Origin of the sequence: Altererythrobacter sp. Root672 (assembly GCF_001427865.1) — a bacterium.
Taxonomy (GTDB): domain Bacteria; phylum Pseudomonadota; class Alphaproteobacteria; order Sphingomonadales; family Sphingomonadaceae; genus Croceibacterium_A.
The window spans coordinates 372944-387931 of the sequence record NZ_LMHH01000003.1; the positions used below are offsets into that span (position 1 = coordinate 372944).

Sequence of the window (14988 nt, forward strand, 5' to 3'; positions counted from 1 at the left end):
TCAATCCCCTGTGTAGACGGTTTTGATCTGGGTGTAGAACTCGACCGCCGCGAAACCTTGTTCGCGGGGGCCGTAGCTCGAACCCCGAGTGCCGCCGAACGGCACGTGATAATCGACTCCCGCGGTCGGCAGGTTGACCATGACCATGCCGGCGCGGACGTTCTTGCGGAAATCGCGAATGTGCTTCGCGTTGTTGGAGACGATCCCGGCCGAAAGACCGAAGTCGCCACGGTTGGCCACTTCCAGCGCTTCCTCGTAGTTCTTGACGCGGACGGTCGAGACCACCGGGCCGAACACTTCCTCGCTGTTGATGCGCATCTCGGGAGCGGTGTCGGCGATCAGCGTGGGCTGGAGGAAGTAGCCGGGCGTTTCCGCCGTGACCTTGTCTCCGCCCGCCGCCAGCCGGCCGCCTTCGCCGGTGGCGATGCCGATATAGTTGAGGTTCTGTTCGAACTGGGCCTCGCTCGAAGCCGGGCCGACTTGCGTGCCTTCGGCGAGGGCCGGGCCGACCTTGATCGCCTTGGCCCGCTCGGCGAGCGCCGCGACGAAGCGGTCATGGATCGCGTCTTCGACGATGACGCGGCTGGAAGCGGTGCAACGCTGGCCGGTCTGGAAGAAGCCACCATCGGCGGCAATCGCCACGGCCTTGTCGAGATCGGCATCGGCCAGCACGACGAGCGGGTTCTTGCCGCCCATCTCCATCTGCACTCGCGCCTGGCGGGCCATGGCGGCCGCGCCGACCTGGGCGCCGACGAACTGCGAGCCGGTGAAGCTGACCGCCGCGACGTCCTTGTTGTCGGTGATCGCGCGACCGACGTCGCCGCGGCCGAGCACGAGGTTGAACACGCCAGCGGGTACGCCGCACTCATGGATGATAGCGGTCAGGGCGCTGGCGACGGCCGGGGTGATGTTCGCGGGCTTGAGCACCACGGTGTTGCCGAAAGCCAGCGCCGGTGCGGCCTTCCATGCGGGGATCGCGATCGGGAAGTTCCACGGGGTAATCAGGCCGACTACGCCGAGCGCTTCGCGATAAGTCGCGACATCGAGGCCGGGGCGGGTGGATTCGAGCGTCTGCCCGTGACGGCGCAGCGCCTCTCCGGCGAAGTAGCGGAAGATGCGCGCAGCGCGCAGCGTCTCGCCGATACCCTCGGCGCGGGTCTTGCCCTCTTCGCGGGCGAGCAGTTCGCCCAGCTCGTTGGCGCGGGCGAAGATCGTCGCCGCGATCTTGTCGAGCAAGTCCGCGCGAACCTCGGGCGAGGCCGAAGACCAGGCGGGGAAAGCTGCCGTGGCCGCGGCTACGGCCTGGCCGACTTCGGCCGCGCCGCCGTTCGGGAATCGCGCGACAACCTCGCCGGTGTTCGAGGGATTGAGGCTTTCCAGCGCATCGTCGGCGCCGGTCCATTCGCCGCCGATGTAATGGCCGAGACTGAGGGTACTCATGATAAGGTCAAATCCTGTCGATTAGCCCGCGCGAGGCGAGGTTCCGCACGAACGCGGCGATGCCCATTTCCCAGGGGGGCGCGTCGCGCGATGTGGTTACGGTGTTGGCAAGAGTGCCGAGGCGGCGAGAGCTGATGGTGACGCGGTCGCCCAGCTTGTGAGTGAAGCCAGCGCCGGGCGTGTCTCGATCCTGCGTCGGCGCGAACAGCGTCCCGCAGAACAGCACGAAGCCATCGGGGTAGTGGTGTTCGCTCAGCGTCTGTTCGATCAGGTCGAGCGGATCGCGGCTGATCTGGCCCATCATGTTGGTGCCTTCGAGGCGATAGCCTTCGGGGCCTTCGATCAGCAGGTCGACATTGGCCTGGCGCACGTCATCGATGGTGAAGCCGCCGTCGAACAGGCGGATGAACGGGCCGATCGAGCACGAGGCGGTGTTGTCCTTGGCCTTGCTCAGCAAGAGCGCCGAGCGGCCTTCGAAATCGCGCAAGTTCACGTCGTTGCCGAGCGTGGCGCCGACGCATTCGCCGTGGGAATCGACCACCAGCACGACTTCAGGCTCCGGATTGTTCCAGGTCGAATCCGAACGCACGCCGATGGGGGCGCCGTGCCCGACCGTCGAGAGCACCGGCGACTTGGAGAAGACCTCCGCGTCCGGGCCGATCGCGACTTCGAGGTACTGCGACCACATGCCCTCTTCGATCAGCACCGCCTTGAGCTGGTCTGCTTCGGCACTGCCAGGCACCACGGCACGGATACCGGCGCCGACTTTCTCTTCGAGCGCGGCACGAATCTCGGCGGCGCGCGAGGCATCGCCACGGGCGCGTTCTTCGATCACGCGCTCGATAGCCGAGACGGCGAAGGTCACGCCGCAGGCCTTTACGCACTGCAGATCGACCGGGGACAGCAGGCGCCAGCCTTGCGGCAATCCGCCCTCAACCGTGCCGATAGCGGTGCCGCCGTTGAACGCGCGGCGCGCCACGGCACCCGATACGGTGGCGACTTTTTCCGTCAGGTCGAACAGGGCTCCGCCCCGGATAGCGATAACACAAGGCCCCTCGGGCGACAGCGCGCGACCAAGGAACGTGCCGGACGCGTAGTCCGACGGCAGGATGTCAGTAAGTTGCCCGGCCATAAGTGGCTGCTTGTTCTCTCCCGTGATAGCGCTACCATAGAAACAGGGCCGGAAACGTGCAAGGAAATTGAACGGCCCGGAGAGGATTTGGGAGGATGAGGAAAGCAGGGGCCGTCGTAGCGGCCGTGGCAACGCTTTTGATCGGGTCCGTGGCACAGGCGGAACCGGTCGCGAGATTCGCCGAAGTGACCTATCAGGCCACCGATGAGCCGGGCCCAATTGCGCAGGGGGACTTCCGCAATCCGATCTTGCCGGGCTTCCATCCCGATCCCTCGATCGTGCGGTCGGGCGATGACTTTTACCTCGTCAGTTCGACTTTCGCCTGGTTCCCTGGAATGCCGGTGTTTCACAGCCGCGACCTGGTGAACTGGCGGTTGGTTGGGCACGCGCTCGACCGGCCGGGGCAGCTCGATTTCAAGGACCTCGGCATCACCCGTGGCATCTTTGCGCCGGCGATCACGGTGCATGACGGGCGGTTCTACATCTTCACCACATGCGTCGATTGCGGCGGCAATTTCTTTGTCACCGCCGAGCGGCCGGAGGGGCCGTGGTCCGATCCGGTGTGGCTCGATTTCGAGGGCATCGATCCCTCGCTCTACGTCGACCCGGACGGCCGCGCCTTTGTGGTCAACAATGGGGCGCCGGTGGGAGAGCCGCGCTATGACGGACATCGCGCGCTGTGGATCCAGCAGATCGACCTTGCTGCGGGCAAGATGATCGGCCCGCGCAAGGTGCTGGTCGATGGCGGGGTCAACCCGGCGGACAAGCCGATCTGGGCCGAGGGGCCGCACATCTACAAGGTCGGAGACTGGTACTACCTGATGGCCGCCGAGGGCGGCACAGCGGAGAATCACTCGGAGACGATTTACCGTTCGCGCAAGGTCGACGGGCCTTACGAGCCGGGACCGAACAACCCGATCCTGACGCAGCGGAACCTGGCGCCTGGGCGGCCGGACCGAGTCGAGGCGACCGGGCATGCCGATCTGGTGCGGCTTGACGACGGGACTTGGTGGGGCGTGTTCCTGGCGACGCGGCCCTTTGCCGGGCAATCGACTTTGCTCGGGCGTGAGACCTGGCTGCTCCCCGTGCGGTGGGTGGATGGATGGCCGGTGTTCCTCGATCCGGGTGAGGCTGTGCCGTTCACCTCGGCGCGGCCGAACCTGCCGGTGTTCGAAGGTACTGACTGGACGCGTTGGACCGATCGCTTTGCTGGCCAGCTTTCGCCTGAGTGGCTGCGGATGCGTTCGCCGCGAAGCGAACCATGGTTCGCGCTCGGGAGCCGGGGTCTGGAACTGACGGCGCGAAGCGATGCGGCCGGCAGCAAGGGGCAACCCTCTTTCCTCGGCAGGCGGCTGCGGCACCCTTCGGCAACCTACACCACGCGGCTGGCCTTCTCGCCGGAGCAGGACGGCGACTTCGCCGGATTGCTTGCACTGATCGACCAGGAGCATTTCCTGGCCCTCGGTGTCGAGCAGGTCGGGGGCGACCGAATGCTGACGCTGCGCAAGCGCTCCGGTGCCGATCAGTCGGACCGTGGGGAGCTTGTGAGCTCGATCCCCCTCCCGGAACGGGGCGAGGTCGAATTGCAGCTAGCGATCGACAAAGGACAGGCCGATCTCGCCTGGCGTGCGGCGGGAACCGGACTGTGGCACCCAGTCGCGCAGGACGTGGATGTCGAATACCTGAGCTCGATCCACGCCGGGCTGTTCACGGGGGTGCTGGTCGGGCCCTACGCGGTGAGCGGGACGCGCTGATCAGGGCGCCGAGAGGACCCGCACCAGGAACTGGCGGATCATCTCGTCGCGCTCGGGTGAGGCCGGCCCGTTCACGCCTTGCGCGTGGCCTGGCAAGTGGTCTGCCGCGCCCGCCGCATCGGGGCCGAAGATGAAATGCTCAAACCACGCGCGCCAGCCGTCGCGCTGCGTGTCCGGCAAGTCGCGGATCGCGGCGAGCGCGTGGATGAACGCCACGAACGGACCCCCGCGAGCGACGTCGTTGTACCAGTAGTTGACCAGCACATTGACCGCATCGAGCGCGGCCACGTGGTGCCACCACAACGTCGGGATGTAGATCGCGTCGCCCGGCCCCAGCTCCGCGGTTTGCGCCTGCTCCAGGGCCTTGGCGAAGCGGGGGTAGGTCTCGAAATCGGGCCGCAGCGGGTCGGGCATGCTGATCGGCTGGCCCGCCAGCGTGTTGTTGAGCGGGCCCACGTAGAGATCGCCGGTCGCTTGCGGTGGGAACACGGTGAACCGCCGCCGCCCGAGCGCGACCACGGCGATATTGTCCGACAGGTCGAAGTGCGTCGCGACCTCGGCCTTGTTGCACAGCCAGACGCGCGACTTTGCGTCGCGTTGCATGGCGGCGTGGGGCAGCGGATTGGCGGCGTCGAACTGCGGCAAGTGCTGCCGAGTCTCGCTCGCCCCGGCATAGACCACCGCGGGTGACGCCTCAGGCTCCAGTTCGAGCAGCTTGCGCCCGACCTCGGCCAGCGGGACCTTTTGCCGGGTGAAGTTGAACCCGCGCAAGTCGGCGCCGTAGAAGAATCGTCCGTTGATCTCGGGCGGGGCGAGCATGACATCCGCCGGCTTCCCGCTTTCCATCGAGGCCAGCAGCGCGATCGCCGCTGCGGGGGATTCCCTGCCGGCCTGGACAAGCGGCCACTCATCGGCGAGCCCGCGCATAACGAACGGCTGGCCCGCAAGGCACAGCTCGGTGAACGCTTCAGGTGTCGCCGGGTATTCGGGCAAAGGCTGCATGCGGGCTCAGTAAGTCGTGGCGAAGCGGCAGAACTCTGCCCGCGGCTTGCCCGCGATCATAGCGGTTTCGTCTTGGCCGAAGAAAATCTGCCGTGCCGCCTTAGGGTCCCAGGGCTCCCAACGGGGCCGGTCTTGAGACACTGCGGTCTTGCCGTTGGGATCGCCCGTAACTGCCAGCGCCGCCCAATAGTCCTGCATCTGCGTCCCGCTGCCGACTGGCTGGCGACCGAAGATGAAGCCGATCTCATAGGCATGGCGCGTCAGTCCGCCGTTCTCACCGACGTCGAATTCGTAGAACCAGGTCGGCCAGCCATTCGTCGCGAGAAGGTCGGCCAACCGGTCCGCCGGGCAGTGAAATTCGCCATCGCTCTGCAGGCGCAGGGCGAGGTTGCCTCTCCGAGGATCGGGCGTCTCGGCACGGTATGCGGCAAGCGCTTCGGCGCCATGGCCCGGATACCAGGTCTCCGCCAGGGCGAGCAGGTCGATCGCATCGGTGTTGGGCCCGAACTCGACTTTGTCGACGCCGATGATGACCGGCTTGGGCGCATTGCGCGCGATCAGGCGGTCGGGCGCGTCAGGCAGGACTTTGCCGTCGACAGTGATCCGCAGCCAGGTCGAGCGGCCTAGTTCCGCAGCGGGGTCGGCAACGTCTTGCTGCAAGTCGAGCAGCGCCACAGGTGAAAGGGCGCGAAGCTTGGTCACATCGCCACCCGCGTCCGCCGCCCTGTCGAGTTGCATTCCGACCGCCTCGGCTTCGGCCAAGGTGCGGTAGGACATGCCGAAGCCCGGCGTGCCGCTTTGCAGGATCGCCTTGTGAAACAGCCCCTGCGCAGCCGGTGCCGCAAGCAGCAGCGAGACGTCCTGCGACCCGGCGCTCTCGCCGTAGATCGTGACGTTGTTCGGGTCCCCGCCGAATTGGGCGATGTTGTCGCGCACCCATTGCAGCGCCGAAATCTGGTCCATCAGCGCGTAGTTGCCGCTGGCGCCGCCTTGCTCGGCAGAGAGCGCCGGGTGCGACATGAAGCCAAGCAGACCGAGGCGGTACTGGATGCCGACATGGACCACGCCCTGGTCGGTCATGTTGGAATCGGCCGGACCGCTCGAAGAGCCCGAACGGTTCGAGCCGCCGTGGATCCATACCATCACCGGCAGCTTGCCCTTGAGCGAGGGCGTGCGGACGTCGAGCGTCAGGCAGTCTTCCGAGGAATGGAGCCAGTTTGCCTTGTTCCAGCCTTCGCTTTTTTGGAGGCAGGCCGGAGCGGGCCTGGTCGCGTCACGCTCGCCTTCCCACGGCACGACCGGCGCAGGAGCGCGCCAACGCAACTCGCCGACAGGAGGGGCGGCAAAGGGAATCCCGCGGAACACCGTGTCGCGCCCCGCCACGCTGCCCGCCACGATCCCGCCCGGAACCGCGACTTGAGCCGTGCCGCCCTCCGACGCCGTCAGCGGCGCGGCGAGCACAAGTGCTGCCGCGCCGAGAGCAGCCTTCAGCCGCAAGGCAGCACCACTTCGGCGTCTGTCCCGAGGCGAACGTCGGTCAGCACGAAGTCCGCCGGCCCTTCGGTCGATAGGATGAACGGCGTGGCGACATTGTCCATGTCGACGCCCTTCTCCCGCAGGCACTTGAGCGAGAGGCCGTAGCGTACGAACTTCGTCCCCTGCGGGATGGAGACCGGGCTGACGACCAGCGTGTCGGTTCCGCTGACCATGGCGAACCCGGCCTGTTGCGGCGCCTTGAGCATCTTCAGTGTCACCAGCAGCATCACATCGCCATTGGTTTCGCGGCTGATGTTGATCGGGTCGAAGGTCCCGAGCGAAACGGCCGAAGTGCCGCCCGCGATCTGGAACCGCCTGCCGCCTTCCTGCACCAGGCCTTCCTCGATCGACACTTTGGCGCGGCCTCCGAGTGCTTCGGCGGGGAAAGTGGTGATGCGGGTCTGGCTGCCCGGCAGGCTCGGATCGACGATGTGCAGCGACCAGCTCGACGCCGGAACCCCGGAGGCGAGGAAGGTGCGCGCATCGCCCGCCGCGGCGTTGCCGGCGTTCTCCGGCAGTGCCGTCCAGGCCGTGCGTGGGCTTGCGTAGTTGAGGCCAAAACCGAACGGATGGAGCACGCCGTCGGCCATGTTAGCGGTGATCGGCCAGTCGGCGGGCAACTTGCCCTGGAAGTCGAAGCGCGCGGCGCCATCGCTCTTGCCGACCAGCACGTCCGCCAGTCCGCCGCCTTCGGTTCCGGGCAACCAGGTGACGACGAAGGCGTCGGCCAGGTTGAGTGCCGGGTTCACGTAGAGCGGCCGCCCGGTGATCATCACCGCCACGACCGGGATGCCCTGAGCCTTCAATTTGCGCATGGTCTCGAACGGTGCGGTCAATTCGGGATCGAGTTGCAGCGAAGCGCGATCGCCCTGGAACTCGGCATAAGGTTTCTCGCCGAAGATCACGACCGCGGCATCGGGCTTGGTGGTGAAGCTGCCGCTCGGCGAGAGCTCGGCACTGCCGCCGGCGCTCGTCACAGCGTCGCGCAGCCCGGCCCAGAGCGAGGTCGCACCCGGGAAGTGGCTGTTGTCGATGCCGGTGCCTTGCCAGGTCAACGTCCAGCCGCCGGATTGGCGGGCGATGTCGTCCGCACCATCGCCCGCCACCAGCAGACGGCCGCCGGGTTTAAGCGGCAGGACGCCCTGGTTCTTCAATAGCACCAGCGACTTGCGCACCGCCTCGCGCGCCACCGCGCGGTGCTCGGCCGAACCGAGCATCTCGTAGTGGCCGGACAGGTCGCGCGACGAGGGCTTGCCGGTCTCGAACAGGCCAAGCCGCAGCTTCACGCGCAAGAGGCGCGACACCGCCTCGTCGATGCGGCTCATGGGGATTTGGCCGGCCTTGGCCTGGGCTAGGAGGCTTTCGTAGATCGGCTTCCAGGTGTCGGGCGCCATGAACAGGTCGATCCCGGCCAGCAGCGCCTGCGGGCACGAGGCGTTGGTGCAGCCTTCGACCTGGCCGTGGGCGTTCCAGTCGGACACCACGAAGCCGCCGAAGTTCATCCGGTCCTTGAGCACGCCGGTCAGCAAGCTGTAGTTGCCGGTCATCTTGACGCCTTGCCAACTGGAGAAGCTGGCCATGACGGTGCCGACGCCTTCCTCGATCGCCGGACCGTAGGGTGCGCCGTGGATGTCGCGCAGGGCTTCCTCGCTAATATTTGCGTCACCTTGGTCGACGCCGTTCTCGGTCCCCCCGTCGCCGAGGAAGTGCTTGGTCGAGGCGATGACCTTGCCGCGCGGGAGGATGCGACCGGCGTCAGGCGGACCCTGCAGACCGCGTACCATCGCGCCGGTGTAGGAGGCGACGAGCTGCGGGTTGGATGAATAGCCCTCGTAAGCGCGGCCCCAGCGGAAATCCTGCGGCACGGCCACGGTCGGGGCGAAGGTCCACTCCTGCCCGGTCACGCGGATTTCCGTCGCGGTGACGGCGCCAATGCGCTCGATCAGCTCAGGATCGCGCATCGCGCCGAGGCCGATGTTGTGTGGAAACAGCGTCGCGCCGATGATGTTCGAGTGGCCGTGGACCGCGTCGGTGCCCCAGACCACGGGGATACCCACGCCGCCATCGCTGGTGTCGACCGAGGCAGCGTAGAACTCGTCGGCGAGCTTGAGCCAATCCGAGGCTGGGGCGAGGTCGTTGCCGTAGGGGCCACTGTTGCCGCCGTTGAGCACCGAGCCGAGATTGTAGGTCTTCACGTCGGCCGGGGTGACGCAGCACAAGTCCGCCTGGACCAGCTGGCCAATCTTTTCCTCCAGCGTCATCCGGCGCAGCAGGTCGGCGATCTTGGCTTCGTCGGCAGCCAGCACCGGGACCGGATAGTGGCGTTCCGGCCAGATCGCGGGATTGGCGACGCCGGTGCCTGCAGCGGGAGGATTGGCGGGCTGGGCCTGCAGCGAGGCTCCACCTGCGGTCAAGGCCGCAGCCATCGTCAGAACGGCCCAAGATCGCATCGAATCTCCCCTCTTCGCTTGCCTCTACATGGGCATGATCGAACGATTGGTAGCGTTATCAAACGCGGTTTGGAAGCCGGGTCTTCGAGGACGCGCCCCGGTCGGGCGGCGGGCGCTTAGGGATACTCACGTATTTACCCCGCTGAATCAGAAAATAGCAGGGAGTGTTTCGCAAACGTAATCCGCGCGCCGGCTTGTGACGTGGCGAATTATCGTGCTCAATTGATCGGATTTGTACGGATGAGATTTGCTGCCATCATGGCCTTCGCCGCCTTGGCGCTGGCGGGATGTTCCTCGCAGGAAGAAGCCAACCAGCAGGGCGAAGACCTGAAAGCCTATGTGTTCGACGCGGCCGTCGCCGCCTGCGTCCAGCAAGCCGACCTGGCAGCGCAAGCTGGCCTGGAAACGAAAGACGCCCTGCTGGATGGCGAGTTCGCCAAAGCGTGCGAGTGCGGCATCGACAAGGTCTTCAAGGACATCCCGGCCGGCGATTTCGCCGCCATCACCGGCGAGGAAGACGCCGCCGCGTTCATGGCGAAGCTGCAATCGCCGGCCGACAAGGCGGTGAAGGAATGCATGGCCGAACTTGCTTCGGGTGCGGTCTGAATACCTAGGAAGCTCTCCGCACTAACCCTTAGCCTGGCTTCCGTGCTATGTGTTTGGAAGTCATGTTGAAGTTCCTGGCGCCTTTCTTTATCCTTTCGGCATCGGTCGGCGGCGCTGCCCTCGCAAGTGACCGGGCATCTCGGGAGGACCGGGGTGACGTGGCCGAATTTCGCATGCGCGCGGCAAACCTCTCGGCCGCACCTTCTGAATGCATGCGAGTAACCCGGTCTCGTTCCGCCGAGTCCATGATCCGGAAGGAGCATGGCAGTGCACAGACTAGCGGTCCCGATACTGGCCGGCGCGATTCTGTTCGTTCCGGCGAGCGTCCTTGCCCAAGACGCTGATCACTCCGACCGGGGTGACGTAACCGACTTCAGAGAACACGAAGACGACGGGGAGCCGGAGCCTTACGAGTTCGGCCTGGACGGCGAGCCAGAGCCATCCTGGTCGCTCTCGATCGGCTCGCCGGTCTTGTACGATACCAATCCGTTCTGGGATGCCGACGGATCTGAGGATGCGGTGCTCTTTGCTCCCTCGCTGGCGCTCACCTATTCGCATCCGGGGCTGATTCCGGGATGGGACCTGGAACTGAGCGCGGGTGCCGATGCCGACATCTTCACCAACGATCCGGACGAGCTCAACGAAGGGCGCCTCAACGCCAATGCGACGGTCTTCCATCATATCCCCGGCGCCGGCACGCTCTCGCTCGGGTTCCGGGCGCGGTGGGTCTACCTCGGCGAGAGCTTCGACCACTTCGACCATTCGCTGCAACGCTACGTCGTCGCATTCGCGCCCGATATCTCGGACAAAGTCGGGATCTCGCTCAGCGGTGAGTATCGGGATTCGGGGCAGCCCGAGAACCGGCGCTTCATCGGTACGGTGAACTTCGACGTCTCGGTCCTCGATACGCCGGACGTGCGGGTCGGGTTCTTCCAGGAGTTTGCCTATTCCGCCTACACCGCCGGGGCCAACGACGGCCGCGACGATCTGCTCTCGATGAGCGAAATCTCGTTCACGCCGCGGCTCGATCTTCCGGACGGCATGCGGTTCAATGTGGCGGCGATCTTGTTCCATCGCTTCTCCAACTTCGAGTTTTCGCGCTTCACTGCGCTGCAAGTCGGGCCCACTCTGGGCTTCAGGTTCTAGAGGGCAGGTCGGATGGCCGAATACGACGAGTTATACGTTTCAACCGGACGCTTGCCGCCGGCCGGGGAAGTGGAGCGTCTGGTCGACAGCGCCTACCGGCAGTTTGGTGCCAATTCGGAAGGCGAGTGCTCGCAGGTCTATCCGGCGCTGGCGCGGGTTCCGCCAGACTTGTTCGGGATCAGCGTCGTGGCCACCCATGGAGAGATCTACTCGGCGGGGGCGGCGGATCATCTGTTTCCGCTCATGAGCGTATCCAAGCCCTTCGTCTTCGCCCTCGTATGCCAGCAGATAGGCCCCGACGAAGCGCGCCGCAGGATCGGCGTCAACGCCACGGGCTTCCCGTTCAATTCGACGACCCCTCTCGAACTGAGCCCGGACGGGCGCACCAACCCGATGGTCAATCCCGGCGCTATCGCCACCGCCAGCCTGGCCCCTGGTGGAAATACCGAGGCCAAGTGGCAGTTCATTCTCGACGGCTTGTCCGTCTTTGCCGGCCGGACCCTTTCGGTGAATGACGAGGTGGTCGAATCCGTCCGGGCCACCAACTTCCGCAATCGCGAATTGGCGCAGCTACTTCACGAGGCTGGGGCATTGTTCTGTGGCCCGGCCGAAGCGGTCGATCTCTATACGCGTCAATGCTGCCTCGATGTTTCGGCGAAGGATATCGCTGTCATGGGCGCGACGCTGGCGCGTGGCGGGGTCAATCCGATCACTCGCGAGCGCGTGGTCGATCCGACCGTTTGCCACTACACGCTCGCGGTCATGGCCACTGCCGGCCTTTACGAAACGTCGGGCGACTGGCTCTATGAGATCGGCCTGCCCGGCAAGAGCGGCATTGGCGGCGGCATCGTCACGGTGTCACCCGGCAAGGGCGGCCTCGGTACCTTCGCGCCGCTGCTCGACGCGGCGGGCAACAGCGTCAAAGGTCAGCTGACCGCGAGGTACCTCTCGCAACACCTCGGGATGGACCTGTTCCTCTCCAAGCCCGAGGCCTGAAGAGGAACGCCAGGCGTTATTGCCCGATTGCCGCCGCGGCGACGACTTCGACCGGCAACCCGAGGCTTTCGAGCTGAGGCTTAACCGTCGCGGCATCGCCGACGACCACCCAGACGAACTTCGACGGGTCGAGCGCGCTGCGCATCGCCGCGTCGAGTTCCGGCCCGGTCATCGCGCGATATTTCTGCGCCACGGTATCGTAGAAATTGTCCGGACGTCCCCAAACGTCGTTCTGTTGCATTGCCGAGAGCACTGCGCTCGATGTCTCAAAGCGCCCGGCCAACTCCCTCGTCGTGCCGCTCACTTCGCGCGTGAGTTCCGCCGGGGTGACGCCATTGGTCGAGAGGAACTCCTGCACCTGCTGCTGGATCGCCTTGATCGAATCCCCGGTCCGGTCAGCCTGGACCGGCGCGTTGATGGTGTAAGGCACCGCGTGCTCGAGCCAGTTGTAACCGCCGCCCGCGCCGTAGGACCAATGCTTGTTCTCGCGCAGTTCCATATTGAGGCGCGACAGGAAGCCAGAGCCGAGCACCTGGTTGCCCATCTGGTAGGTGAGCAGCTCGCTCTGCGGATTGAGCGCGGTCATTTGCCCAGCGATGATCAGCGACTGCGGCGAATTGGGCCGGTCGAGCAGGACGATCCTGGGTGTGACTTGTGCGGGCGCGACGTTAAACGCCTTGGCGCCCGCCGGCCCCTGGCCCTGCCAGTTGCCGAAGCGAGCCTCCAGCGCCGCCTTCACCTCTTCCAGGGGGAGATCGCTGACCACGAAGACCTTGGCCTTGTCGGGCCTGATCCAGGCCTGGTGGAAGGCCACCAACTCATCGCGCGTCAGCTTGCCCACGGCGACCGGATCGCCCGAGCCGGCGGCGAGCTTCGCATAGGGGCTACCGCTGCCGTAGAGCAGCGGCGGCATGGCACGGCCGGCGATGCCCGCCGGGTTGGTCAGCTCCGAGGCAATGCCAGTCAGCAAAGTCGCGCGAAGCCGTTCGACCTCCGACGGCTCGAAGGCGGGATTGCGCACGATGTCGGCGAACAGGTCCAGCGAGCCGGCGAGGTTGGGGCTCGGCGTGGCGACAGTCAGGTAAGTGCGGTCTGCCGAGTTGCCGGTGCCGATCGTGGCGCCGAGGCGCTCGCCGGCTTCGGCAATGGCTGTCGAGTCCAGGCTGGTGGTGCCTTCCTTGAGCAGCGAAAGCATCAGGCTCTGGGTACCGAGCTTGCCATCGGGATCCGCGGCGGCGCCGGCGTCGAAGCTCATCAGCACGCGGGTGACGGGCACGGCCGTGCGATGGGCGTAGACGAGCTCGACCCCGTTGCTCAGCCGGCTGCGGGTGACTTCGGGGAAGTCGAGGTCGCCGATGGCTGCCACGGACGGGAGTGCACCGCGCGTGCCCTGGACAGCCTCGCGCGGACCGGCGGCCGCCGGGGCAGCGGCCACGGTCTGGGCCTCCTGATAGCTGTCACGCTCGCCCGGCACGACGGTGATGGTCAGCGCCGGGCGGGAGAGCCACTTCTGGCCGACCGCCTGCACTTGCGCCGGCGTCACTTTGGCCATCGCTTCGAGCTGCTGCTTGAAGAACGCCGGATTGTCCGAATAGAGTTCGCCCTGCGCGAGGGCCACGGCCTTGCCGCCGAAGCCGCCGACCGCTTCGAGGCCAGAGATGCGGCTCGAAACGTTCGTGGTGACCACTCGCTGCACTTCGTCGGCGGTCGGGCCGTGTTCAATCAGGTCGGCGACGATCTCGTCCAGCCGCTTGGCAACGACGGCCGGATCGACGCCGGGCCGCACGACGGCCTGGACCAGGAACATGCCAAGCTGAGAGAGCGACTGAACGCCGGCGGATACCTGAACCGCGGTCTTTTCTTCGCGCACCAGCAAGTTGTCGAGCCGCGAGCTGGCGAGGCCGCCGAGCACTGAAGCGAATACGTCCAGCGGCACCGCGTCCGGATCGTTGAGCCCTGGCACTGCCCAACTGCGCACGATCAGCGTCGCTGCGACACGGTCCTGCATCGTGACGTTCTTCGGCGCCGAAAGCGTCGGCACGGTTACTTGCGGCTCCTGCGTCGGCGGGCCGGACTGGATCGATCCGAAGTACTTCTCGACGATCGGCCGCGCCTCGCTCACGTCGACGTCACCAGCGAGGACCAGGACCGCGTTGTTCGGGCCATAGTGCTGGCGGAACCAGTTCTTCACATCCTCCAGGCTGGCCGCATCGAGGTCGGCCATCGAACCGATGACGTTGTGACCATAGGGAGTGCCGCTGAGCAGTTCCTCCAACAGCTTGTAGAACAATAGGCCATAGGGCTGATTGTCGCCCTGGCGCTTCTCGTTCTGGACCACGCCGCGCTGTTCATCGAGCACGGCCTGGTCGATCGCCCCAAGCAGCCAGCCCATCCGGTCGCTTTCGAGAAACAGCGCCCGATCGAGAGCGGGCCGGGGGACGGTTTCGAAGTAGTTGGTGCGGTCGAAGTTGGTCGTGCCGTTAAAGTCGGTCGCACCGACTTCCCGAAGCGGTGCGAAGAAATCGCCGGGGACATTCTCGGATCCGTTGAACATCAGGTGTTCGAACAAGTGCGCGAAGCCGGTCTTGCCGGTCGGTTCGTGCTTGGAGCCGACGTCATACCACACCGACACCGCCACGATCGGCGCCTTGCGGTCGGTGTGGACGATGACCCGCAGGCCATTTGGGAGCGTGAAGCTCTCGTAAGGAATCTGAACCCGCTCGACGAGCTGTTCGACGGGAACCGGCGCGGCGGTCTGTGCAGCGGACGGAAGAGGGGCGAGCGCCGTAGACGCCAGCGCGATGAGGGTAAGCAACTGGCGACGCAACATCGGATCTCTCCCTGAAACAACCGTTTTGTCAGTTAGACCGGCCAATGAACCGGGCCCTCATGGTCGGTCCACCTGTAATATTACCTAACGTCAATT

Annotated in this window: 10 protein-coding genes; 4 read left to right on the plus strand and 6 right to left on the minus strand. The window is 65.8% G+C overall.

Annotated features, from left to right (window positions below; all coding sequences use genetic code 11):
• Together ASD76_RS15765 and ASD76_RS15770 are read right to left on the minus strand one after the other, a co-directional pair.
• Positions 1-1440, minus strand: a complete 1440-nt coding sequence (locus tag ASD76_RS15765; protein ID WP_055925261.1) for an aldehyde dehydrogenase family protein — start codon at positions 1438-1440, stop codon at positions 1-3.
• A gap of 7 nt (positions 1441-1447) precedes the next feature.
• Positions 1448-2572: a fumarylacetoacetate hydrolase family protein gene (locus tag ASD76_RS15770; RefSeq protein ID WP_055925264.1), complete on the minus strand. Its 1125-nt coding sequence runs from the start codon at positions 2570-2572 to the stop codon at positions 1448-1450.
• A 95-nt stretch (positions 2573-2667) separates the two neighbouring features.
• On the opposite strand from ASD76_RS15770, the gene ASD76_RS15775 reads away from it, so the two are divergent.
• Positions 2668-4326, plus strand: coding sequence for a glycoside hydrolase family 43 protein (locus ASD76_RS15775; protein ID WP_055925267.1), 1659 nt, complete (start codon positions 2668-2670; stop codon positions 4324-4326).
• On the opposite strand, the gene ASD76_RS15780 is transcribed toward ASD76_RS15775, so the two are convergent.
• From ASD76_RS15780 to ASD76_RS15790, 3 genes are read right to left on the minus strand one after another with little or no spacing between them, the layout of a single operon-like run.
• Positions 4327-5328 carry a cupin-like domain-containing protein gene (locus ASD76_RS15780; protein ID WP_055925270.1) on the minus strand — a complete coding sequence of 334 codons (1002 nt, stop codon included), beginning with the start codon at positions 5326-5328 and terminating at the stop codon, positions 4327-4329.
• Between the two features lie 6 nt (positions 5329-5334).
• Positions 5335-6825, minus strand: a complete 1491-nt coding sequence (locus ASD76_RS15785; RefSeq protein ID WP_162249684.1) for a carboxylesterase/lipase family protein — start codon at positions 6823-6825, stop codon at positions 5335-5337.
• Complete coding sequence (locus ASD76_RS15790; protein WP_055925276.1) at positions 6816-9314, minus strand: glycoside hydrolase family 3 protein; 2499 nt, start codon at positions 9312-9314, stop codon at positions 6816-6818. Before ASD76_RS15790 ends, ASD76_RS15785 begins: the two co-directional genes overlap by 10 nt.
• Before the next feature lie 240 nt (positions 9315-9554).
• Here ASD76_RS15790 and ASD76_RS15795 point away from each other — a divergent pair, with 240 nt between their 5' ends.
• The 3 genes from ASD76_RS15795 to glsA all read left to right on the plus strand — a co-directional run bounded on the left by ASD76_RS15795 (position 9555) and on the right by glsA (position 12062).
• Positions 9555-9920 carry a hypothetical protein gene (locus ASD76_RS15795; RefSeq protein WP_156457762.1) on the plus strand — a complete coding sequence of 122 codons (366 nt, stop codon included), beginning with the start codon at positions 9555-9557 and terminating at the stop codon, positions 9918-9920.
• Between the two features lie 267 nt (positions 9921-10187).
• The gene (locus ASD76_RS15800; protein ID WP_156457763.1) at positions 10188-11066 is read left to right on the plus strand and encodes a hypothetical protein; all 879 of its coding nucleotides are present in this window, start codon (positions 10188-10190) and stop codon (positions 11064-11066) included.
• A 12-nt stretch (positions 11067-11078) separates the two neighbouring features.
• Positions 11079-12062 carry a glutaminase A gene (glsA, locus tag ASD76_RS15805; protein WP_055925285.1) on the plus strand — a complete coding sequence of 328 codons (984 nt, stop codon included), beginning with the start codon at positions 11079-11081 and terminating at the stop codon, positions 12060-12062.
• 16 nt (positions 12063-12078) lie between these two features.
• Here glsA and ASD76_RS15810 read toward each other — a convergent pair whose 3' ends face one another.
• On the minus strand, positions 12079-14892 hold the full coding sequence (locus ASD76_RS15810) for a M16 family metallopeptidase (RefSeq protein ID WP_055925288.1): 2814 nt from the start codon (positions 14890-14892) through the stop codon (positions 12079-12081).
• Positions 14893-14988 lie beyond the last annotated feature (96 nt).